This window comes from Paenibacillus kobensis NBRC 15729, assembly GCF_004000825.1.
Classification (GTDB): Bacteria; Bacillota; Bacilli; order Paenibacillales; family Paenibacillaceae; genus Paenibacillus_T; species Paenibacillus_T kobensis.
The window spans coordinates 24,422-44,888 of record NZ_BILZ01000040.1 but is presented as its reverse complement, the minus strand read 5'-3'; the positions used below and the strand labels follow the sequence as shown (position 1 = coordinate 44,888).

20 protein-coding genes and 2 riboswitches are annotated in these 20,467 nt (G+C 52.5%); of the genes, 10 read left to right on the top strand and 10 right to left on the bottom strand.

The genetic code is table 11. The features are described from left to right. Positions 1–39 precede the first annotated feature (39 nt). From PKO01S_RS20200 to PKO01S_RS20180, 5 genes are all read left to right on the top strand, one after another. The gene (locus PKO01S_RS20200; protein ID WP_127533252.1) at positions 40–855 is read left to right on the top strand and encodes a hypothetical protein; all 816 of its coding nucleotides are present in this window, start codon (positions 40–42) and stop codon (positions 853–855) included. Between the two features lie 313 nt (positions 856–1,168). Then, positions 1,169–1,329, top strand: a riboswitch (cyclic di-AMP (ydaO/yuaA leader). Positions 1,330–1,333: 4 nt separating this feature from the next. Next, positions 1,334–1,837 carry a C40 family peptidase gene (locus PKO01S_RS20195; protein WP_127533251.1) on the top strand — a complete coding sequence of 168 codons (504 nt, stop codon included), beginning with the start codon at positions 1,334–1,336 and terminating at the stop codon, positions 1,835–1,837. 198 nt (positions 1,838–2,035) lie between these two features. Then, positions 2,036–3,088, top strand: coding sequence for an ABC transporter ATP-binding protein (locus PKO01S_RS20190; RefSeq protein ID WP_127533250.1), 1,053 nt, complete (start codon positions 2,036–2,038; stop codon positions 3,086–3,088). Further along, positions 3,085–3,897 carry an ABC transporter permease gene (locus PKO01S_RS20185; RefSeq protein WP_127533249.1) on the top strand — a complete coding sequence of 271 codons (813 nt, stop codon included), beginning with the start codon at positions 3,085–3,087 and terminating at the stop codon, positions 3,895–3,897. Before PKO01S_RS20190 ends, PKO01S_RS20185 begins: the two co-directional genes overlap by 4 nt. A gap of 8 nt (positions 3,898–3,905) precedes the next feature. After that, positions 3,906–4,721, top strand: coding sequence for an ABC transporter permease (locus tag PKO01S_RS20180; RefSeq protein WP_127533248.1), 816 nt, complete (start codon positions 3,906–3,908; stop codon positions 4,719–4,721). A 120-nt stretch (positions 4,722–4,841) separates the two neighbouring features. Here PKO01S_RS20180 and PKO01S_RS20175 read toward each other — a convergent pair whose 3' ends face one another. The 3 genes from PKO01S_RS20175 to PKO01S_RS20165 form a co-directional block, all read right to left on the bottom strand. Next, on the bottom strand, positions 4,842–5,294 hold the full coding sequence (locus PKO01S_RS20175; protein WP_127533247.1) for a hypothetical protein: 453 nt from the start codon (positions 5,292–5,294) through the stop codon (positions 4,842–4,844). Positions 5,295–5,594: 300 nt separating this feature from the next. Continuing rightward, positions 5,595–6,059, bottom strand: a complete 465-nt coding sequence (locus tag PKO01S_RS20170) for a hypothetical protein (RefSeq protein ID WP_127533246.1) — start codon at positions 6,057–6,059, stop codon at positions 5,595–5,597. 120 nt (positions 6,060–6,179) lie between these two features. Continuing rightward, positions 6,180–6,500 (bottom strand): hypothetical protein, encoded by a 321-nt coding sequence (locus tag PKO01S_RS20165; protein WP_127533245.1) that lies wholly within the window; start codon positions 6,498–6,500, stop codon positions 6,180–6,182. Between the two features lie 333 nt (positions 6,501–6,833). Continuing rightward, positions 6,834–6,992, top strand: a riboswitch (cyclic di-AMP (ydaO/yuaA leader). Positions 6,993–6,997: 5 nt separating this feature from the next. Here PKO01S_RS20165 and PKO01S_RS20160 point away from each other — a divergent pair. Continuing rightward, positions 6,998–7,468 carry a C40 family peptidase gene (locus PKO01S_RS20160; protein WP_246070656.1) on the top strand — a complete coding sequence of 157 codons (471 nt, stop codon included), beginning with the start codon at positions 6,998–7,000 and terminating at the stop codon, positions 7,466–7,468. Between the two features lie 145 nt (positions 7,469–7,613). Here the strand turns inward: PKO01S_RS20160 and PKO01S_RS20155 are convergent, their stop codons facing one another. The 6 genes from PKO01S_RS20155 to PKO01S_RS20130 form a co-directional block, all read right to left on the bottom strand. Further along, positions 7,614–8,531, bottom strand: a complete 918-nt coding sequence (locus PKO01S_RS20155; protein WP_127533243.1) for a sensor domain-containing protein — start codon at positions 8,529–8,531, stop codon at positions 7,614–7,616. Between the two features lie 160 nt (positions 8,532–8,691). Next, positions 8,692–9,189, bottom strand: coding sequence for a GyrI-like domain-containing protein (locus tag PKO01S_RS20150; RefSeq protein WP_164779685.1), 498 nt, complete (start codon positions 9,187–9,189; stop codon positions 8,692–8,694). Between the two features lie 169 nt (positions 9,190–9,358). Beyond that, complete coding sequence (locus PKO01S_RS20145; protein ID WP_127533241.1) at positions 9,359–9,676, bottom strand: Dabb family protein; 318 nt, start codon at positions 9,674–9,676, stop codon at positions 9,359–9,361. A gap of 79 nt (positions 9,677–9,755) precedes the next feature. Beyond that, a complete protein-coding gene (locus tag PKO01S_RS20140) occupies positions 9,756–10,268 on the bottom strand; it encodes an acyl-CoA thioesterase (RefSeq protein WP_127533240.1) in 513 nt (170 codons plus the stop codon). A 104-nt stretch (positions 10,269–10,372) separates the two neighbouring features. Beyond that, positions 10,373–11,626: an aspartate aminotransferase family protein gene (locus PKO01S_RS20135; RefSeq protein WP_127533239.1), complete on the bottom strand. Its 1,254-nt coding sequence runs from the start codon at positions 11,624–11,626 to the stop codon at positions 10,373–10,375. Between the two features lie 584 nt (positions 11,627–12,210). Continuing rightward, positions 12,211–13,491 (bottom strand): molybdopterin-dependent oxidoreductase, encoded by a 1,281-nt coding sequence (locus PKO01S_RS20130; protein WP_407669678.1) that lies wholly within the window; start codon positions 13,489–13,491, stop codon positions 12,211–12,213. 386 nt (positions 13,492–13,877) lie between these two features. Between PKO01S_RS20130 and PKO01S_RS20125 the strand changes: the two genes are divergently transcribed. The 3 genes from PKO01S_RS20125 to PKO01S_RS20115 all read left to right on the top strand — a co-directional run bounded on the left by PKO01S_RS20125 (position 13,878) and on the right by PKO01S_RS20115 (position 17,858). Then, the gene (locus PKO01S_RS20125) at positions 13,878–14,855 is read left to right on the top strand and encodes a diaminopimelate dehydrogenase (protein WP_127533237.1); all 978 of its coding nucleotides are present in this window, start codon (positions 13,878–13,880) and stop codon (positions 14,853–14,855) included. A 311-nt stretch (positions 14,856–15,166) separates the two neighbouring features. Further along, entirely contained in the window at positions 15,167–16,540 is a 1,374-nt protein-coding gene (gene gdhA, locus PKO01S_RS20120) for an NADP-specific glutamate dehydrogenase (RefSeq protein WP_127533236.1), read from the top strand. 652 nt (positions 16,541–17,192) lie between these two features. Further along, positions 17,193–17,858, top strand: coding sequence for a hypothetical protein (locus PKO01S_RS20115; RefSeq protein WP_127533235.1), 666 nt, complete (start codon positions 17,193–17,195; stop codon positions 17,856–17,858). Positions 17,859–18,495: 637 nt separating this feature from the next. Here PKO01S_RS20115 and PKO01S_RS20110 read toward each other — a convergent pair. Further along, positions 18,496–18,792 carry a 4a-hydroxytetrahydrobiopterin dehydratase gene (locus PKO01S_RS20110; RefSeq protein WP_127533234.1) on the bottom strand — a complete coding sequence of 99 codons (297 nt, stop codon included), beginning with the start codon at positions 18,790–18,792 and terminating at the stop codon, positions 18,496–18,498. Between the two features lie 196 nt (positions 18,793–18,988). Here PKO01S_RS20110 and pdxR point away from each other — a divergent pair, with 196 nt between their 5' ends. Beyond that, the gene (gene pdxR, locus PKO01S_RS20105) at positions 18,989–20,452 is read left to right on the top strand and encodes a MocR-like pyridoxine biosynthesis transcription factor PdxR (RefSeq protein ID WP_164779684.1); all 1,464 of its coding nucleotides are present in this window, start codon (positions 18,989–18,991) and stop codon (positions 20,450–20,452) included. Positions 20,453–20,467 lie beyond the last annotated feature (15 nt).

Sequence of the window (20,467 nt, the reverse complement as noted above, 5' to 3'; positions counted from 1 at the left end):
GGGAATGGACAGGGCAGCTATCGGAAAGGAGCGTATCGCATGAAGCAGCATTTGAAGGCCGGCTGGACGTTGACGGTTCGCCACCTCTATGTCATTGTCGTACTATTCGTATACCAGCTGTTATGGGGCTTCTTCTTGTACCGTCTCGTGGACGGTATTATAGCGCCGCTGCTCCGCCGCTATCCGGACGCCGGCATGCCGGCGTCCGCCGTACGGCTGTACTTGTACGAAGCGGAATTCCAACTGACGAAGACCGATCTCATTCAGCCTTACTTATGGACGTTCATCGGCCTCCTTGGGCTGCGCATGCTGCTCTCCCCCCTATTGAACGCCGGTTTATTCCATTCGCTGCATCATGCATCGACAGGAGAAGGCACCCGGTTCCTGCATGGAATCCGGAGAGCGTGGCTGCCGGTTACCGCGCTGTACTGGATCGAATCGCTTCTCGCAATCGCTCCCGGCTACTGGTTGCTGCCGCGGGCCTTCTCCACCTTCATCGGCGGTGATTCCATCAGCGGCATCGTCCATGAGCTGCTGCCTGCCGCCTGCGGCTGGCTTGCCTGGGGCATTGTGCTTCATCTCTTGTTTCTGTCCATGCAGTTCGGCGCCGCGTCCGGCGAAGGGGCTTTTAATGGACTATGGCGGTCCATCCGCCGTTTCCTCCCCTATCTCGGCGTATCGCTGATCATGTGGTTCGCGGCAGGCGCAGCCGGGCTGCTCCTCTCTTCGGCTTCCCTGCTGTGGGCTGGGTTTCTCGCTATCCTTGTCCATCAAGCGTACCGGTTCGTGAAGACGATGCTGAAAGTATGGACGATCGCCTCCCAATATGAGTGCTTGCAGCATCACAACCAATAGGAACATAACCTTGTTCCTCTCAAAACCCAAACAAGACTTCCCCGAAGGAAGTCTTGTTTGGGTTTGTTCATATACAACTTTTCGTTATCTTGGCTGTATTCATTCTTTTTTCACTTTCGACCGATTAGACTTAACCCAGTTGCTCTCTTATTCCACTGGTAAGGACTGCAACGGTCATTGCAGCGGCACTGCAATAAAAAATGAGAAAAACTCTCATAAACGCCGCTTTTCGCGCTATTATTCATGAGAATTATTAGAAATTCGACAGGGCAGAAGGATTTTCTTCAAAATATCCGAATTACTATTCCCGTACATAAAAACACTGCCGAATTTCCGTGTACGAAAACGGGGGAACCATTTCTGGGTGAATTGATCCCGACTGTGCAGTCCATTGGACAAGCCGGTCTGAGGGTATCATAGGGGACCTTCAACCGAACCCCACAGCTAACCTCGTAGGCACTGGAAGGAGCACGAAGTCGTGCGTTTCAAGCTTTCTGCAGTACTTCTTGGCCTCGCAATTCTTCTCGCTTTTCAAGCAGGAAGCGCTTTCGCGGACTCGAAGCTTAACGATGTAGTCGATAGCGTATATGGAACACCGTATCGTGCGGCAGGCACGACGACCAAAGGCTTCGATTGCTCGGGATTCACGATGTATGTCTTCAAGCAGTTCGGCATTGACCTGCCTCACTCGTCTGGGGCACAAAGCAAGCTTGGCCAGAAAGTAGCCAAGGATGACCTGCGCGAAGGAGATCTCGTATTCTTCAATACGAGCGGCAAAGGTGTTTCGCACGTCGGCGTGTACGTCGGCGACGGCAAATTCGCTCACTCTTCCTCCAGCAAAGGCATCACGATCAGCAGCTTGAGCGACTCCTATTATTCTAAGCGTTATTTGAGCGCTCGCCGCATTATGAGCACGGCATCTTACGAGAAGTACGCGGATGATCCAGCCGACCAAGTCGACGGCGGTCCTGACGTAGACTAAACGAATAGATGCACGTTACGCATGGCACTGCCATGCTATAACAGAAACCGCACGTTAATTGTCTATAACAATGGACAATTGCGTGCGGTTTTTGTATATAACTAAATCTTTATTATTGCGGTTTCACAGATTGTGGGATATTATTCATCTACTGTACGGATAAGCTTATTGTTACTTGTCGATTAGGAGGATCATACGATGAGTTTCATTGAAATCAGGCAGCTTAAGAAACAATTCCGGCAAGCGGTGAAGAGCCCCGGGTTAGCGGGCGCCGTCAAGCACTTGTTCTCGCAGCAATACGTGGACAAATTAGCTGTAGCCGGCATCGATCTGGACATTGAGGAAGGCGAGACCGTCGCCTACGTCGGCCCGAACGGAGCCGGCAAATCGACGACCATCAAGATGCTGACCGGCATCCTCGTTCCGACCTCCGGCACCGTCCGCGTCGGCGGTATCGACCCGTTCAAGAACCGAATGGACAACGCGCGCACGATAGGCGCCGTATTCGGGCAGCGGACGCAGCTCTGGTGGGACATTCCAGTGTCCGAAACTTTCTCGCTGCTCAAGGATATTTACGAAATTCCAGAAGACCGCTACCGGCGCAACCTTGATCAGTTCATTGAACTGCTCGGGATGGAGGACTTCCTCCATCTGACTGCACGCAAGCTGTCGCTTGGCCAGCGCATGCGCGCCGATCTTGCCGCTGCACTGCTGCACAACCCGCGCACCGTCTATCTGGACGAGCCGACGATCGGGCTCGACATTGCCGTGAAGCAGAGAATTCGCGAATTTATTAAAAGGTCGAATAAAGAAAACGGCACGACGATTATGCTGACCACTCACGATTTGGGCGATATCGAGGATTTGTGCAACCGGCTCGTCATCATCGACCGGGGCAGCTTAATTTACGATGGCACATTGGAAGCGGTCAAGAACCGGTTCGCCCGCGAGCGGGTCATCCACTGCCAGCTGCAGCATGCCGACATCCCCGCTCTGCATGACACGTTCGACCGTATGCCGGGCGTTGCCGTCGAATCGTTGGATGCCGCCTGCGTTTCGCTCCGGTTCGACCGGTTCAAGGCGACAGCGAGCGAAGTGATCTCTGCTGTCATGCTACACGGCGAAGTGGCCGACTTCCGAATCGACGAGCCGGGCATTGAGCATGTCATCAAGCAGGTCTATGAAAGGCAGCTTGATCTGGAAGATGGGCACGCCCTCGCGGCAGCCGGAACGGAGGCGGCCGGCGCATGAAGGCAAGGTTGTTCCGTTCACGGCGCGCCTATATGAGCCTCGCCGTCCGTAATATGCAGAATGCACTCGCTTACCGGTTGACCTATATCATGGGTTTCATCGCGAACTTCATCGTACTCATCGCCATGTATGCGCTGTGGAGCACCATCTATGAAGGACGTGACGAGCTTGCAGGCATGACGTGGATGCAAATGAAGACGTACCTGCTCGTCGCGTTTATTTGTAATGCCGCGATCACCTTCTATTCCGAAACGCGCATTTCCGGCAAAATTCTCGACGGCAGCGTATCGATCGACCTGCTGAAGCCGCTGGACTTCCAGAAAGCAAGGTTCGCAGAGACACTAGGCTCTACCGTTATCGAAGGCGGACTTACCGCGGTCATCGTTATCATCGTGCTTCTGTTTACATCCGGCTTCTTAAAGCCCGATTTCGCACATGCCGTTCTGTTCATTCTGAGCCTCGGGGCTTCGCTCTTCGTCAAGTTCGGCATCGTCTACTTGGCCGGCCTGCTATGCTTCTGGACGACGGGCGCGGTCGGCATTGTATGGGCAAGAATGGCCGTTACGAGCCTCTTCTCCGGTTCACTTGTCCCGCTGGCATTCTTCCCAGGCTGGCTGGAGAAGCTGTCGCTTGCGATGCCTTTCCAAGGCATCGTTCATACGCCCGCAGCAATCTATATGCAGCAACTCACCATGACGGAGGCGCTCGGAGCGTTCGCAGCGCAATGCGCATGGGCCGTAGCCCTCTGGTACGCCGGGAAGCTCGTGTGGTCGCGTGCCGTCCGGCAAATTACGATTCATGGAGGCTGATTCGGGCTATGACCTTCTCTTGGTTACGCAAACCTAGACGTACGTTCTTTCTTTACCGGCGCCTGTTCGGTGCACAGCTGAAAGCGATTCTAGAGTATCAGTCTGACTTCTATATCATGATCGTCTCGGCCGTCCTGACACAGCTGCTCGGCATCGTGTTCCTCTGGGTCGTCTACAACCGCATTCCGGACATTAACGGCTGGACATTCTGGGAAGTCGTCTTCATGTATGCAATGGTTTATTTGACGGAAGGGTTCGGTTCCTTATTCTTCGAGGGGACTTGGAGGCTGGGCCGGATCGTGAACAACGGCGAGCTCGACGTCATGCTGCTGCGCCCGGTGTCACCAATCTTACAGGTGCTGTCTTATAGCGTCGGGATGAATGGACTTGGCAACATCGTGATCGGCATCATTATGATCAGCCAAGCGTTGATACGGATGGATCTGCATTGGTCGCTGGGCAAAATCATCATCGCCGTGCTGCTTGTTGTTACGGCTATTCTTATTCGGGTATCCATCAATTTGGCTGCGAACACGACTGCCTTCTGGTTCAAGAACGCGGGCAACGCCTTCCCTATGATGATTCATAACCTGGGGGAGTTCGCCAAGTATCCTATTACCATCTTCTCGCTCGGCGTACAGCTGCTTGTCGCCGTGCTGATCCCGTTCGCTTTCATCAGCTTCTTCCCCGCTTATTATTTGTTCGACAAGTCGAGCGCGCCTTGGTTCTGGATCGCCTGCCCCGTAGCCGCCATCTATTGCGCAGCCGTTGCTTATACGGTGTTCCATTTTGGATTGCGGAAATACGAGAGTGTAGGCAACTGATTCGAACTGATTCGAGGCATGCTTGCATCGTCCAAATACAGCATAAAGCGCCCCTCGCCCATCCATGGATAGGCCAGGGGCGCTTTGTCGTTCCGGCATTAGACCTGGGCTCAGACTAAATTAAGCGACATGTAGCACATAAGGCTTCTTCCTGTCACTATTATACTGGCCGTTCTTGCCGTATACTTTCACGTAACGAACCGCTGCTGTCGTGAACGTCACCTTCTCGACCTGCGAAGTCGAGGTGCTCGTCGCAATCAGGGTGCCGTTCTGGTCATATACTTCAAAATCATAGTCCATGCCAAGAGCCGATGTGAGACGGATTTGCGACGAAGCGAAAGGAATCAACTTGTAGTAATCGACATCCGTTGGAGTAGAGATATACGAGGTTGATTCAAATACGGCGTATTGGCCGCCCCATGGATCGGTCTGATAATAAGTCGGCATCTGCGTTGCCGTTGCGAGAGTATCATTCGACTCCCAATTATCATAAGCCGAAGCTGCCGCGGCGAAAACGCCGGAAGTCAGTGCTACCATCGAAATTGTAAGGCCCAGTTTCTTAAACCATTTCATTATTCTCATCCCCTAACAAGATTTTAAGCAGGCATCGCTGCCTGGGCATCTAATGACCTTGCGCCTCCTCTCCCTTCACGGTCTACCGACTATCATATACATAATTTTTCAATTGTCACGATAATTTCCTGTTTTTAACTCCAATTCCCTATAAAAACGAAACGAAGGTCCCGCTCGCACCGAGCGGGACCTTCCTGTGTCGCATTATGGATTATGGATTGTGGCGACTGCAACCTGACTGCACCCTAGCGGAGGAAGGGGGACTGGCCGCATCGCAGGACGAGCCGCTGCAGCCTCCGATTAATAGTCGAGGCGATTCGTTATATAGCCGGATACATGCCAGTTGTACGCGCTGTCATAAAACTTATAGTAGTTGCCGACTGGCTGACTAAGTCCATATACGGTACCGGCCACCGCCGCGACGAGCACGTTATTTTTGTAAATATGGAACTTGCCGTTAATCTGATCCGCCGTTGTCGAAGATAGACTGACAAGCCTAAACTCGTACTTCGTTGTGCCTACGTACACAATCGCGTTGAAGAAGCCTTGATTGCCCGAGCTTAGCGGGTTCTCGGTCCAGCTCGCGATTGCGTTGCCGCTCGTTGCCGTGAGCGAACTGCCCGTTGTGCCGTCCACCACATACAGCGGACTAGTCGAGAACACGCCGTGTACATACGTGCTCGGCGCAGCCGAGCTGGATACCGCGACGCTCATCATAACGACCAACAGCATTACCGTAATCGCGGCGAGCCACTTTCTTCTCATCAATCATCCACCTTCCGGTTCGGTTATTTGTCCCCCGAATGAACATATGTCGAGAGATTATAAACCATTCCTCCATAAGTGGATGAAATTGTTAATGAAAGAGATCTCTTGCCTTGACGTTTATGGCACTCGCTTCACATGCTCCGCAATCTGCTCCGCCGTTTCGCGAACGAGCTTAAGCTCCTGCTCCGCAGCAGACTTAGTCGTCAATTCATGGCCCCAAGACTCATTCCAATCATAGACCATCGAGACGCCGTCCTTCATAAACTCGACCACATCGCCTAAGTAATAGTCCCAGTGCGAATCGACACGCGTCATCTGGTCCGGCTTCAGGACATCGCGAATGTAATCGATAACCGGCTCAATGTAGCGCGCATCGTTCGGAATTCGGATCGGAAACTTGGTGAAGTTCGTTTGGGACTGTCCATTCTCTTCACGCATCAGCCAAACCTCCCGCCTCGACTTCGGATTTATCTTCAGAATGCCCTTCGAATATATAATTATTTACATTATAGCATGCCAAGAATCGTAAGTATTTCATGCACTTAATTGTGATAAGAGTCACATAATAACTTCTCAAAGTTTACAATGCAAAGCTGTATCACTAATATGTTCACCCATGTTAATAGCCTATACACGCACTGCGAATGGACAAAGTCGAATAGACGCTCATAGAATGAGTAACGGACTAGTTCAAACTAACGAAAATATAGAGAAATTTTTCCTATACATGAGCAGGAATTTCGCAAATTTAATCGAATCTTTAGACTGTTAGTTATAAATTTGCCGAATCTCCGCGTCAGCGGGGAACGGGGGAACCACTTTGGGTGAATTGACTCCGCCGTCTCGATCATTCGATGCACGCCGCAGGAATCATAGGGAACCTTCAACCGAACCCTACAGCTAACCTCGCAGGCTTTGGAAGGGGCAGCATTACGTTGGGTAAGAAAACGCTTACAATTCTTCTCGGACTTGCTTTGCTGCTGACGGTGCAAGTTAGCAGTGCATTTGCAGACTCGAAGCTGGACGATACGATCGACGAACTGATCGGAACACCTTATGTATCCGGCGGTACGACGACCAAAGGCTTCGACTGCTCGGGCTTCTCGCAATACGTATTCGGCAAGCTCGGCATCGACCTGGAGCGGACAAGCGGTTCGCAGGCTAAGATGGGGACGCAAGTCGACAAAGACGATCTTCGCGCAGGCGATCTCGTATTCTTCAATACGAGCGGCGACGGCATTTCGCATGTCGGCATTTATGTCGGCAACGGCAAATTCGCGCATTCCGCCAGCAAAGGCGTCATGATCACGGCGCTCAGCGACTCCTACTACACGAAACGCTACGTCACAGCCAGACGTGTCATGGACGGCGACGAATACAAAAGCCTTGCGACAGAACAGCAATAGCAATTTCCGGCCCGGGACACCGCAGGCATCGGCTCTCCCCAGAGAGCCGGCCGAAAAGCCGCAAGAATGAGCATCAGGTTCATTCTTGCGGCTTTTCGGCGTTTATCGGACGGACTGTCGGTTTACATCCGTTCGTATCAAGCACTTATTGAGTGAATGATTTCGTATCCAGCGGGTTCATCCGTACGCTGCTGCGGTCAAGATCCGAGTCCCTCTTCTCGAGCGACAGGGATGCAGGTTCCGGAGCATTAGGGTCGAACGGCTCGAACGGAAGAGGGTCGATGTCGCCTGCCGCGTCCACCGGACGATAGGCCGGCACGTAAGCGGGGACTGGTTCATAGACGGACGCACGATGATCAACTGCCGGCTGCGGATCATTGCGGTACCGGGATTCAGCCTTCTCTGTCGTATAGTGAAGCAGCGCTTCGATTCGGGCGGCTTGCGCAACTGTCAGCTTAGCGATAATTGGCCAGCCGATGAAGATAAACAGGACGCCGAGGCCAGAACCAATGTACGCGCGCTGCATCGGTTCCAGATTCGGGAATAACGTATCGAACACAACGTCATCCTGCAGAATCGGAATACCGAACCGGTCAAGTACAAAATAAACGGCCGGCGTCAGCAGCATCGCAGCACCTGACAGCGGGAACACGACGGCTGCCGTGAATTGAATAACAGCGGCAGGAAGCTTGAACACCCAGTACATGAGCGGAACGTACGGCGCAGACGACGTGAACATATCCCGGTACGTGAACGGTCCGAATGGAACCGCCGGCAACGCGGAAGTCTGCCCCTTCGACGGCAAGAGTCTGCGCGTGCGGTACACATCAGCCAGCATCAGAAGGTGCGATACATAAGCAGCCGCCTTCAATATCGGCAGACCGATCAGAATGGGCGTCAGCCCGAAGCCGAGCGCTGTCAACGTAACGGATAAGACAAAGCCGACAATCGACAACGGCAACGTAATAAACAGCATATAAAGCGTTCGTTCGAAATACCGGCCGATAAGGCCGGATGTCGGAAGCGCCGTCTGGGACGGCGGATTCGTTCTAACGTTATTCATAATCCGATAGCTCCTTAACCCTAATGTTCGTTAAAGCAAGTGTATCCCTTCTCCCGGAATACGCATACCGCCCCCCGCCCTGTCTCTATCCCCGGCTTAAGTCGAGTAATGATTAAGGCCGGGGAAGGAACAGGTGAAGAGATACTTGCGAACGAGAGGGTTAGCTCTTTAGCGGACCCCATACTTGAATCGATATTTGTCCGTTCGGCTCTGCCTCAAGGTCGAATCGATACTTCTCCAGCACCATAAGCCGGTCGTTCTGCTCCAACCCTTCGCTCTGACGATACTCATACAGCAAGTGATAAGGGTCTGGATTCCAAGGCAAAGGGCCGTCATATGCAACTACGGCGTACTCGGCAGCAGGCTGCGTAAACCCAATCATCCCTGCCGGTACATTAACCAGTTCTGCCACTTGAACCGCGTATATATAAGTGAACATGATGTCGTTCGCATACCACGGCGCCCACATCATATCCGGATCGATTACCCCCTCAATCTCCACTCTGCGCTCCATAAACAGTTTCTTCGTTCTTTCAATTGTAGAGTAATCTCCATCCTTGAATGATACGATTACCGGAATGCCGATAAACTTCATTTCCTCGCGCATTTCTCTTGTTACACCGCTTGCCTTGCCCGCCGTTTGAGTCGTCTCGCTCACTTCGGAAGCCTCCTTTTGGTCTGAAGCGGGTCGGCTGGTCATGGGCCTCCGCCTATTTGCGTTCCCATTCGATACAAACATTGGGAATTCCTCCTATAGAACAAAAAAATATCCGGCCGCCATCCTTATCAGATGGTGCCGGATATTCGTATGTTAAACCTTTTTATCTTTAGCCCCACTGGACATAGTCGATCTCCAGGAAGCGATCAACTTCAATCTCCCAGCGTTCTTGTACGAACGCCGAATGCAGCGGATGCGCATTGTACGTATCATATGCTGCTTGATCGGCGAACGCCATCGAGAAGCCGTACTCATAGTCGTTCTTCGGGCTCACCTGAAGGTTGACGACGAACTGCTCGACTACAGGAATGCTGCTCAAGATCCGTTTCCCGTCTGCGAGAAACTGCTGCGCTTCCGCCGACTCGCGCGGATGCTTCAACGTAAAAATAACCGAATGGACAATACGGGATTGCTGCTCTGCCGACATTGCTTATCCGCCTCCTTTTTCCATATCATCATACCGTATTCGGAGGACGGCGTGAAGACAGGCTGTAATCGGCGGCTTATTAGTCCCACGGCTGCTTGACGGTCAAAAACCCCGCGAACAGCTTGCTTTCCTGTCTGCGGATACGTCGCATCTCCGCACGCTGCGGAGCTGTCTCATGCAGCTTGAGCTCTTCTTCCGTCTCAGGAATAACATCCGGAACAGAGACGGGCTTGCGGTTCTCGTCCAACGCGACGAAGGTGAGGAACGAAGTTGCCGCGATCGTACGCTCTCCGGACAGCAAATCCTCCTTGATTACCTTGACGAACACTTCCATCGACGATTTGCCCGTCCACGTAACATAGGATTCCATACCGACGGAATCAGAAGGACGAATCGGGTGCAAGAAATCGACCGAGTCGGTCGATGCCGTTACGACTGGCCTGCGGCAATGCTTCGTTGCGGCGATCGAGGCAATGTCGTCAATATATGCCATTAGCTTGCCGCCGAACAGCGTATTGTGATTGTTCACATCCGTCGGAAATACACGGGACGTCTTGTAGCACTTCGACTCTCTGCAGTAACGTTGAACCATAGCGGTATGCCCCTTTGTTAGCGTTCGATTTTAATCGATATTTTACCATTCGGAGCAACCCATTTCCAATCCTATTCGCTGAATCATCCGAAATGATGGAAAATCTAATTAAGCCCGCCCATTACTTGCTCCAAAGAGAGCGCCAGCTGCTGCAGCATAACCGAGACATCTTCTTGCGTCACGATTAGCGGCGGCATGAGCCGAATGACCGAAGGACTCGGCGAATTAATCAATAATCCGTTCGCCAGGGCCGCAGAGACGAGCTCGCTCCCGACCGGATGCGGAAGGTCGAACCCGACTAACAGCCCCATTCCTCTAATGCGCGATATTCCGAAACGTTCGGCAACCGGCTGAAGCCCCTCGCGCAAGAAGACGCCCATCGCTTCCGCCCGCTGGGACAAATTCTGCCTGACGACCTCTTCTACGACCGCGCTGCCGGCCGCCATCGCCAGCGGCTGACCGGTATACGTTCCTCCCTGCTCGCCCGCCTCGAACAGATTAAGCTTCTCATGCGTCAGCATCGCCGATAACGGAAAGCCGCCCCCGATCCCTTTGGCCAGCGTCACAATATCCGGACGTAACCCGTAGTGCTCGAAAGCGAACAGCTTGCCCGTCCGGCCGATGCCCGTCTGTATCTCATCGAAGATGAGCAGGATGCCCCGTTCATCGCACAGTTTGCGCAGCCCGGCGACGTATTCCGCATCCGCCGGATGGACGCCGCCTTCTCCCTGAACCGGCTCGATCATAATCGCGCAGGTCTGTTCGCCAACGGCCTGTTCTACTGCCTCTAAGTCGTTAAAAGGAACATGGCGGAAGCCCGCAACCTTCGGCGCGAACAGCGGCTCCCAATGCGGCTTGCCCGTCGCTGACATCATGGCCAGCGTCCGGCCGTGGAAGCTGCCGAGCGTCGTAACAATCTCGTAAGCGCCATTCAAATGGACGGAGCCGTATTTACGCGCAAGCTTAATGGCGCTCTCGTTCGCTTCCGATCCGCTGCTCGCGAAGAAAGCACGGTCATACCCGGACAGCTCGGTCAGCCGCTTAGCGAATTGAATCATCGGCTTATTGTAAAGTCCCGGGCTCACCTGAATGAGCTGAGCCGACTGAGCGGCGAGTGCGTCGTGCAGCACTGCTGGCGAATGTCCCAGCGCATTGACCGCCCATCCGCCGATAAAATCCAGATACTTGTTGCCTTCCGTATCCCAAAGATACATGCCCGCGCCGCGCTCCATGACGACGTCTGGACGCTTGGCCGTGAACAAGATGGAATGTCCCGCGTCGTCGAGAAGCTGTTGTGTAGCGGCGCCTGTATCGCCGGAGGTGCTTGGTTGGATATTGAGCGCATGATCGAATGGCATGACGATAAACCCCCTATAAACGAAATGGATAACTATTTATACAACATAATGAATAAATATACAACCACCTCAATAAATTTAAGCGGCCCCCGCTGGGCTTCACTGTCATTTGTACAACGGGATTAGACCATATGGTCCAACGAAAAGGAGTTCATTGCATGACATACAATGAGAATGGATGGACAACGGCTCGAACGGAGGCCAATTGACGATCGATCCGTTTTCTCGTTGTATAAATAACAATGAGCCTCTCCTTATAAGGCAAAATGAAGGTTTTCATTGTACGCAGTACAATGAGGCACAACCTCCCTGACGATCAGACACATTCCTCCTCACATGAAAGCATGGGACTGCATAGAAAAAGAGGCGCTCTCAAAAGTGTACGTATAACACGAGAATATCCCATTTAACACGCAAAAGGACCTCGAAATCCACTGCAAAGTGGGTTGAGGTCCTTCTTTTCGAAGATATTTGATTCTAAGTGGGGCTCAAAAATCCAAAAACGACTTTTAAGACAGCCCCTTTATTGGTTCAGAAAGCTTTGATCTTCCGGTTCATTCATCGCTGCGCTTCCTGCAATGTTCTTACACCCAAGCATCTTTCGCGTAACCGCGTTCTTCCCAGTATCCCGTGTGATCTTCGTCAATAAGCTCGATGCGCGTCAGCCATTTGACCGACTTATACGCATACATAGCCGGCACAATGAGACGTACGGGACCGCCAAGATCGCTCGGAATTAACTGGCCGTCATGCAGCATGGCTACCATTACATCCGGCATCTTCGCAACCTGATCCAGTGATAGCGCATCCGTATACACGCCGTCCCCGGAGTAAAATTTGACGTATTTCGCTTCGTTCCTCACACCCGCCAGATCGAGAAATTCCGTTAGCGGGATTCCTTCCCATGTGTTGCGGTATACCGACCACCCCGTCACGCAATGAAAGTCGCTTACCTGCACCTTTCGCTTCAGTTGAACGAACTGCTCCCAGTTCCATTGAAGCTTCCGGTTCACAAGACCGTCGATTCGGAACGACCAGTTGCCGTTGTCGAAGCTTGGAATGGGTGTCACGGTATATACGCGGAATTGGCCGACCGAGCCGCCGCCAAGCGGGTTCATCGATGCCGGGAGAGGCTGCGGCGCAGGAAGCAGCCGGTTAGAGTCCCGCTCGATCAACCTCTCCATGGAGCTGCTCCCTGTAAAAGCCCCGCCGAACGTGTTGCCGAACCACTTCAAAAACGATGGTCCCAGCGTTACCGCCAGCCCTGCTCCTATCGCTCCGCGAATGAACGACCGCCGCGTGTAGAACGGCTCCAGCTGCGGCATCGCCGCCGGCTGCTGCCCGGAAGGCCCGTTCGGATGCTCACTCCTCGCGTTAACCGTTCTGACCGTACGGCGGTGCGGCTCCTTCAGCCACTTGGTCCTCGTAATCGAATGATAAATGATGTACGGCAGACCTATCCACGTCAGCAAATCATGCACCGTGAGCGCTGCGTTCGACCACGCAGGCCCGACCGCCCGAAACTGCCATAATAGAACGCCAGAGCCAAGCCATCCAAGCAGCAGCGCAAGCACGGCGAGCACATTGAACCGCTGCCACGTCTTGCCCGCAAGCTGCTTCCAATGCTTCGCTGCAAGCAGCAAATAATAGAGAACGGGCGCAAGCGACGCGATACCGATGACGATATGTATCCAGCGGATCCACACGCGGCCTTCCCCCAGCACCCCCCGCCAGAATCCGCCGAGCAGTATAAGTCCGGTCACGGCCAACACGACCACGATCCAGCCGTTCCAGGCGTGCAGCCTCGCCAATTTAGCGCCGTAACCTCTGCGCAAACGCTTCAACAGCTCTGCCAACGTTCTCATCCTCTCGGACATTCGAATCGATGCAATTAATTTATTATCTTCAATGTATCACTTTTTTTGTGGAAAATGATAGGGTATTTCGGAAGGTTCGAAGGCATCCAAATTGATACGGGAACAACCAATAAACGAAGGAGAATTTAGAACGATAATATGGAGAGTTTATATAGGAAGCGATATTTTGAAAAATGAGGAATGGAAGTTAAGAAATTTTGCACAAAATAAATATCGATTTGCACTATGAGGTTCAAAAGGTTAGAAAAATAAAATTTTGGTCAAAAGCCTCTGCCGTACCCTTTGCCCGTTTACATTTCATGTAACATCTCTATACTAGAACCTATGTGCTTTGATACTTAAAATATTTAAACTTGTTTGGAGGAAAAATAACCATGAGTAAAATTCAAGTCGGCATCGTCGGTTACGGCAACCTCGGCAAAGGTGTCGAGAAAGCAATCGCGCAAAACGCGGACATGGAGCTTGTCGCGGTGTTCACGCGCAGACAGCCTGACCAAATCGCAGTAAACGGTGTGAAGTTCGAGCATATCTCGGCCGCCGAGCAGTACAAAGGCAAAATCGACGTAATGATTCTGTGCGGCGGTTCCGCTACGGACCTGCCAGAGCAGACGCCAGTTATCGCAAGCATGTTCAATACGGTGGACAGCTTCGATACGCACGCGAAAATTCCGGAGTTCTTCAACACGGTTAACGCAGCAGCAACGCAAGGCGGCAACGTCAGCGTTATCTCGACAGGCTGGGATCCAGGTCTCTTCTCGCTTAACCGTCTTCTTGCAGAATCGATTCTTCCAGTCGGCAAAGACTACACGTTCTGGGGCAAAGGCGTAAGCCAAGGCCACTCCGATGCGATCCGCCGCGTACCAGGCGTCAAAGCCGGCGTACAATATACGGTTCCCGTTGAATCGGTCATTAACCGCATCCGTTCGGGCGAAACGCCGGAGTTCACGACGCGCGAGAAACATCTTCGCCAATGCTTCGTTGTGGCTGAAGAAGGCGCTGATCAAGAAGTGATTCGCGAGACGATCGTCTCGATGCCTAACTACTTCTCCGACTACGACACAACGGTAGAGTTCATCTCCGAAGAACAGCTGAAAGCCGAGCACCAAGGCATGCCTCACGGCGGCTTCGTTATCCGCAGCGGCATCACGGGCGAAAGCACGAAGCAAATCATCGAATTCGGTCTGAAGCTCGAGAGCAATCCTGAATTTACTGCAAGCGTTCTCGTTGCTTACGCACGTGCTGTTAAACGTCTGAGCAATGAAGGCCAAAAGGGCGCTAAAACGGTATTCGACATTCCGTTCGCTTACCTCTCGCCAAAATCCGGTGAAGAACTGCGCCGCGAGCTCCTGTAATTCATCTCAGTTAAAACTTTCTTGAAATCCCCGCCATCCCTGATATGGCGGGGATTTTGTCGTTTTAACGGTCTTTTTTTGTACTATTATACACTTTATTTGCACTACATTATATATATTAAACTTAAATCGCCTAAATATAATTCAAATTAATCGGGGGTGACAAATTTTTTTTATTGGCGGACTGTTAAGGCAATGTTTTAAACTTTGTAATTATCACAGGCTGATAGTGTAAACGAGTGTTCAAAAACTGCAAAAAACGCTGGAGGATCATTCCTCGCAGTTACTCAAGTTAAAGGGAGTGTAGAACCGTGGTAAGTACGATTACGAAAGAGCAACAAACAGCGCAAGAGTACGTACAAGCTGTTTACGACAAAGTCATCAACCGTAACCAAGGTGAGCCGGAGTTCCACCAAGCAGTCAAAGAAATTTTCGACTCGCTCATTCCGGCAATCGCAGCAAATCCGCAATATATTCAACAAAACATCTTGGAGCGCATCGTTGAGCCAGAGCGTGTTGTATACTTCCGCGTGCCATGGGTAGACGACAACGGCAAACCGCAAGTGAACCGCGGCTTCCGCGTTCAATTCAACAGCGCAATCGGACCTTACAAAGGCGGCCTTCGCTTCCACCCTTCCGTTAACGCGAGCATCATCAAGTTCCTCGGCTTCGAGCAGATTTTCAAAAACTCGCTCACCGGCCAACCGATCGGCGGCGGCAAAGGCGGCTCCGACTTCGACCCTAAAGGCAAATCGGACAACGAAATCATGCGTTTCTGCCAAAGCTTCATGACGGAACTGTACCGTTACATCGGTCCAGACGTTGACGTGCCAGCTGGCGACATCGGCGTTGGCGGCCGCGAAATCGGCTTCATGTTCGGTCAATACAAACGCATTCGCAGCGGCAACGAAGCAGGCGTTCTGACGGGCAAAGGCCTTCTGTACGGCGGCAGCTTGACGCGTACGGAAGCAACGGGCTACGGCTGCGTGTACTTCGTTAACGAAATGCTCGAGTCCAAAGGCCTGAGCTACCAAGGCAGCACGGTTGTTGTATCCGGCTCCGGCAACGTATCCATCTACGCTATCGAGAAAGCTACGCAACTCGGCGCTAAAGTCGTTGCTTGCTCCGACTCGAACGGCTATGTATACGATCCTAACGGCATCGACCTCGCGCTCGTGAAACAACTGAAAGAAGTTGAGCGCAAACGGATCAGCGAATACGTGAAATCGCATCCGCAAGCTACGTACACGGAAGGCTGCTCCGGCATCTGGTCGATCCCTTGCGATATCGCGCTTCCTTGCGCAACGCAAAACGAAATCGACGAAGAAGCAGCTAAGCTCCTCGTGAGCAACGGCGTTAAAGCAATCGGCGAAGGTGCTAACATGCCATCGACGCTCGCAGCTATCGACGTGTTCCTGAACAACGGTGTACTGTTCGGACCAGCGAAAGCAGCTAACGCAGGCGGCGTAGCCGTATCCGCTCTCGAAATGTCCCAAAACAGCATGCGTCTGTCGTGGACGTTCGAAGAAGTTGACGCTAAACTGCACCAAATCATGAAAAACATCTACAACAACAGCGTTGCAGCTGCTGATAAATATGGCCACTCGGGTAACCTCGTAGTCGGCTCCAACATTGCAGGCTTCGTTAAAGTCGCTGACGCAATGATCGCTCAAGGCGTCGTTTAATCGACCAACCTTAAGCTTAGCTTGATAAAGAAAGAGACCGCGTTTGGCGATGGCGCGGTCTCTTTTTTTTGTGCGCAAATAAGGTAAAAGTTGGATGGGTACCTCCCCCGGACAAACCGGCGTCCTGCTTGCGTTGTAGGGATGCCCCCGTATATTCGGAGGTTTATTGCGCCGGCTGCCATTATGCGATTAAAGGAATTAGATAAGGCAAGACTAATGCTTCGCCCGGTTCAAAAGCATAATCGCCGGTTGTATTGTGCGGCTCCTGATTCTAGCTCCTACCACACTTTTGCTCTGCTGCATCCGTTGACTGGAAGGGCCTGATTGTACTTTGTACAACGTAAACGACTTATAAATAACGTCCATACGCTTGCATTGTATTCTGTACAATCTGTACAATCGAATCCTCTGCTCGAGGTCAAAATGCCACCTTTTAACCAATATGCTGTATTTTCCGTTGTACGAAATACAACGGGCTGCACGCAGACCGGAATGAGCAGCGATTTCGTTGCACAAATTGCAACGAAGCGAACATGACTCGCATAGCGTGCACGTTTTTCTATTTTATGGTACAGTTTGATCAGACGAAGAACGTCCATGAGCCTATCGGCTTTTGGGCGTTCTTTTTTTTATGATTAAGGAGGCTAGGAAGATGGAATTTGAGCATGCCTATCAGTCATTCTTGGAGCATCATACAGCGAGCAGAATGGGGGAACGGCGCGGAAGATTGGTCAGGGGGCATCAGTATGCCGAGAAACTGCTTCTGGCGAACGTATGGTGGCCGTTGTTCGGTACATTGGAGCATCTGCATCCGGAGTATGAGATTTACGATTGGAACCGGAAGTCTCAGTTTCTTGATTTTGCGTTCCTTCCCCCTTATGGAAAGTTCGGAATCGAGTGCGACGGCTTTCAGAGTCACGTGAAAGATATGGATCGTGAATTGTTCAGCTATTCGCTAAACCGCGACACGTTCTTGACGGGAATGGGGTGGCGGATGATTCACTTCTCTTTTGACGATGTACAGAAGAGGCCGGAAGTGTGCCGAATGCTGCTGCAGCTTGTCGTAAGCCCCTACTTAATGCGCCGAAGCCCAGTTAGTCTGGGGACATTGGCGGAAAAGGACATCCTGCGGCTAGCCTGGTCACTCGGGAGACCGTTGCGTCCAAAAGATGTTATCGACCGATTCGGCCTCAACTTTCGTACGGTACGCAAGATGCTGCACGCATTGTGCCAGAAAGGGCTGCTTCGCCCGGTCATTCATCATTCAGTCGTCCGAAGCTACGAGCTGACTGCCGATCCTATTGAACTTTTGAGTTAGTTTGGTCTAGCGTATAGGAGTTTCAAGTTTCAAGCCGGGATAGCGAAGCGCCTGGGTACTGCAGCACCTTTGCAATGGAAGCTATATTGGGGCCGCCGATACATTGTGGTTGACCCGCACGCTGGGAGATACACGCGGTGCAGGTATGTTCCCATCATAGCTCGGCCGCTTGGAGATTCATGCGTTCGTCTAAGTCGGCTTGTCCGGTTCATGCTGTTCTGATTAGTCTCATTGCATTCCGTACAATCAACATGGGGCCATCCAATGCACCAGGTTATCATGATTGTACTTCGTACAATGAAAAATAAGTAATAATAATGGTTTTGCGGAAAAATGAGCGGTTTAGTCTATTTTTCATTGTACGAAATGCAACGAGCGCACATTGAAGTCCCAATAGCACACTTTCTTGTTGTACAAAATACAACCCGCTTCTGTGCGCACTCCACAGTACGTAAGCAATATCACTCAACTGCCGCATAGCACAGCCACACCTATTACCCTTGCCCGATTTAGGGCACTTAGGGCACTTAGGGCACTTAGGGCACTTAGGGCACTTAGGGCAATAGAGAGCAATAGAGAGCAATAGAGAGCAGTAGGGGCACACTTATGTAAACAGGCCCCGCCTAGACACGCTAGCTTATCCGCTGCGCGCCGCATCATATGCGGCTGCCGACTCGATATCGAGCGACGTCAGGCCGCCGGAGCTCCATGTCGTGAGCCGGAGCGTTACGCGGCGGTAATCGATTCCGATGAACGGATGATGGTTCATTCGTTCGGCTATTTCTGCGATCCGGTTAATGAATGCAACACCCTCTAGAAACGAAGGGAACGTATACTTTTTGGCCAACAGCCCCTCCTCATTCACCGTCCATCCGGTCAAAGCATCAAGCGAGCGCTGGAGTTCCAATTCATCAAGTACAGGCCTCTTTCTCATTGCGGCCACTCCTTTCTCCTCATCATCCTCATAACGATTTCGCGGCTTGAGCCAAATGTCCTTGCAACTGCCGCTTGCGTGCTGCCTGCATACGACAAACCCCAACCGGTTACCAAGACAGGCATTGCTGCTCTGCGAATACGGGGCTTATAATTAAGCATCTCCAACATGAAATTTATACGATGAGGTGTCCGCCTTGTTCGACATCCGGCTTGCGGAAGAAACGGACAATCCGCTCTACATCCGACTGTACCACTATATCCGTCAGCTCATTGAATCCGGCTCATTGCTAAGCGGCACTAAGCTGCCTTCCATCCGCGCCTTGCGCGAGCAATCGGGACTGAGCCGCACGACGGTCGAGACGGCCTATCATATGCTGCTCGAGGAAGGCTTCGCGCAGAGCAAGCCCCGGTCCGGAATATTCGTATCCGGACATTCCGGCCGAGACAGCGGGATGCGACCGGCTAAGCTTGGCGTCAGCGAACCGGCCGTACCCGATACCTCCGAGCAGCATACGTCAGTTTCCTTAGACGGCGGTTCACTAATCGACTTCAATATGCTGAACGTCGATCGCGGCACGTTCCCTGCCGCGGCATGGCGTTCGGCCGTGTCCGACGCACTGACCTTGCACAGCGAATCGCTTCACCAGTACGGCGACCCGCAGGGCGAATACGGCCTGAGGGCAAGCATCGCCCAATACTTGAGCCGGTCCAGAGGCGTGAATTGTACACCCGAGCAGATTGTTATCGGGAGCGGCATCGCTTCGAGCATCCATCTGCTCGCCCGGCTGCTGCCGGACCTCTCCGCCGTCGCAGTCGAACAAGCCGGGATCGCGCAAGTAAGGGAGAAGTTCCAGCAGCACGGCTTCCTCCTTGCCGCGCTCCCGTTCGCCCCCGAGCAGCAATGGGCTGAGGAATTAACCAGCCGGGACATACGCGCCGTCTATGTAACGCCATCGCACCGGCCGACCGGGCAACCGCTGACCTATCCTCTGCGCCGTCAGCTTCTGGACTGGGCTCAGCGAAACGATGGCTATATTATTGAGGACGATTACGATGGCGAGTTCTATTATTCCGGCCGCACGATTCCGTCGCTCCAAGGCTTGGACGACGGAGGCACCGTCATCTACACGGGCACGTTCTCGAAGTCGTTCACGCCAGCGCTGCGTATGGGATATACGGTGCTTCCCGCTTCGCTGCTGAGCAAGCTGAACGACCTGCGCCCTATTCTCGCCCCTCCTTCGCGCATCGATCAATGGGCGATGGAGCTGTTCATCAGCCGCGGCCATTGGTATCGGCATATCCGGCGCATGCGCTCGGTTTACCGCCGTAAGCATAATAGAATGACCGAGCTTATTCGCGCCTGCTGGCCAGACCAAGTTCATATTAACGGTGATCACGCAGCCGGGCTCCATGTGGAATTAACAGTGTACGCTTCTTGCGGTGCCAGCCGGCTGATCGAATTAGCGGCTAATGCCGGCGTGCGAGTATACGGACCACAGGATGCATACCCGCCTCCCGGTCCAATCAACAGCGGCGACAGCCAAGACAGCGCCCTTCTCTATCTCGGCTTCGGCAGCGTTACGGAAGCCGAGATGGAACGAGGCATTCAGCGTCTTGCCCTCGCTTGGTTACCGGTATGGAGCGATTCAGCGCGGTAACGCTCACCCCCGCAT

Excerpts from the sequence above, each read along its gene's own strand:
- PKO01S_RS20185 (WP_127533249.1), top strand. The coding sequence starts at position 3,085 with ATGAAGGCAAGGTTGTTCCGTTCACGGCGCGCCTATATGAGCCTCGCC.
- PKO01S_RS20115 (WP_127533235.1), top strand. The coding sequence starts at position 17,193 with ATGGAATTTGAGCATGCCTATCAGTCATTCTTGGAGCATCATACAGCG.
- PKO01S_RS20190 (WP_127533250.1), top strand. The coding sequence starts at position 2,036 with ATGAGTTTCATTGAAATCAGGCAGCTTAAGAAACAATTCCGGCAAGCG.
- PKO01S_RS20110 (WP_127533234.1), bottom strand. The coding sequence starts at position 18,792 with ATGAGAAAGAGGCCTGTACTTGATGAATTGGAACTCCAGCGCTCGCTT.
- PKO01S_RS20200 (WP_127533252.1), top strand. The coding sequence starts at position 40 with ATGAAGCAGCATTTGAAGGCCGGCTGGACGTTGACGGTTCGCCACCTC.
- PKO01S_RS20180 (WP_127533248.1), top strand. The coding sequence starts at position 3,906 with ATGACCTTCTCTTGGTTACGCAAACCTAGACGTACGTTCTTTCTTTAC.
- PKO01S_RS20170 (WP_127533246.1), bottom strand. The coding sequence starts at position 6,059 with ATGAGAAGAAAGTGGCTCGCCGCGATTACGGTAATGCTGTTGGTCGTT.
- PKO01S_RS20155 (WP_127533243.1), bottom strand. The coding sequence starts at position 8,531 with ATGAATAACGTTAGAACGAATCCGCCGTCCCAGACGGCGCTTCCGACA.
- PKO01S_RS20140 (WP_127533240.1), bottom strand. The coding sequence starts at position 10,268 with ATGGTTCAACGTTACTGCAGAGAGTCGAAGTGCTACAAGACGTCCCGT.
- PKO01S_RS20130 (WP_407669678.1), bottom strand. The coding sequence starts at position 13,491 with ATGAGAACGTTGGCAGAGCTGTTGAAGCGTTTGCGCAGAGGTTACGGC.
- PKO01S_RS20175 (WP_127533247.1), bottom strand. The coding sequence starts at position 5,294 with ATGAAATGGTTTAAGAAACTGGGCCTTACAATTTCGATGGTAGCACTG.
- PKO01S_RS20125 (WP_127533237.1), top strand. The coding sequence starts at position 13,878 with ATGAGTAAAATTCAAGTCGGCATCGTCGGTTACGGCAACCTCGGCAAA.
- PKO01S_RS20135 (WP_127533239.1), bottom strand. The coding sequence starts at position 11,626 with ATGCCATTCGATCATGCGCTCAATATCCAACCAAGCACCTCCGGCGAT.
- PKO01S_RS20145 (WP_127533241.1), bottom strand. The coding sequence starts at position 9,676 with ATGTCGGCAGAGCAGCAATCCCGTATTGTCCATTCGGTTATTTTTACG.
- PKO01S_RS20165 (WP_127533245.1), bottom strand. The coding sequence starts at position 6,500 with ATGCGTGAAGAGAATGGACAGTCCCAAACGAACTTCACCAAGTTTCCG.